The 241-nt window shown below is 56.0% G+C and carries 1 pseudogene; it reads right to left on the bottom strand.

The window, feature by feature from the left end:
- Positions 1–241 (bottom strand): annotated as a pseudogene (locus SB756_RS34475) (YjiH family protein); the annotation flags it as partial.

The raw sequence follows: 241 nt of genomic DNA, 5'->3' as shown, positions 1-241 counted from the left end.
CCGTAGTGGGTGAAGATTTCCAGCACACCCAGCGCCAGCATCACCGTGGGCATCAGCGACAGCGCAAACAGGAAACCCGCTTTGGCACTGAGTCCGCCTGCGCCAAGAAAGGTGTTGCTGGCGGGATCTTTCATGGTGCCAAAGCTGCCGCCCAGCGTGGTGAAGTCAAAGGCGCCCAGCCATGAAAGACCCTCGACGTTATAAAACAGCCCTGAGAAAAACAGGATGGCAAAAATTAACG

Origin of the sequence: Pseudomonas sp. SIMBA_068, assembly GCF_046534705.1 — a bacterium.
GTDB classification, from domain to species: Bacteria; Pseudomonadota; Gammaproteobacteria; order Pseudomonadales; family Pseudomonadaceae; genus Aquipseudomonas; species Aquipseudomonas putida.
Note: the sequence above shows the minus strand (reverse complement) of the source record. Positions and strands in the feature narration are given on the sequence as shown.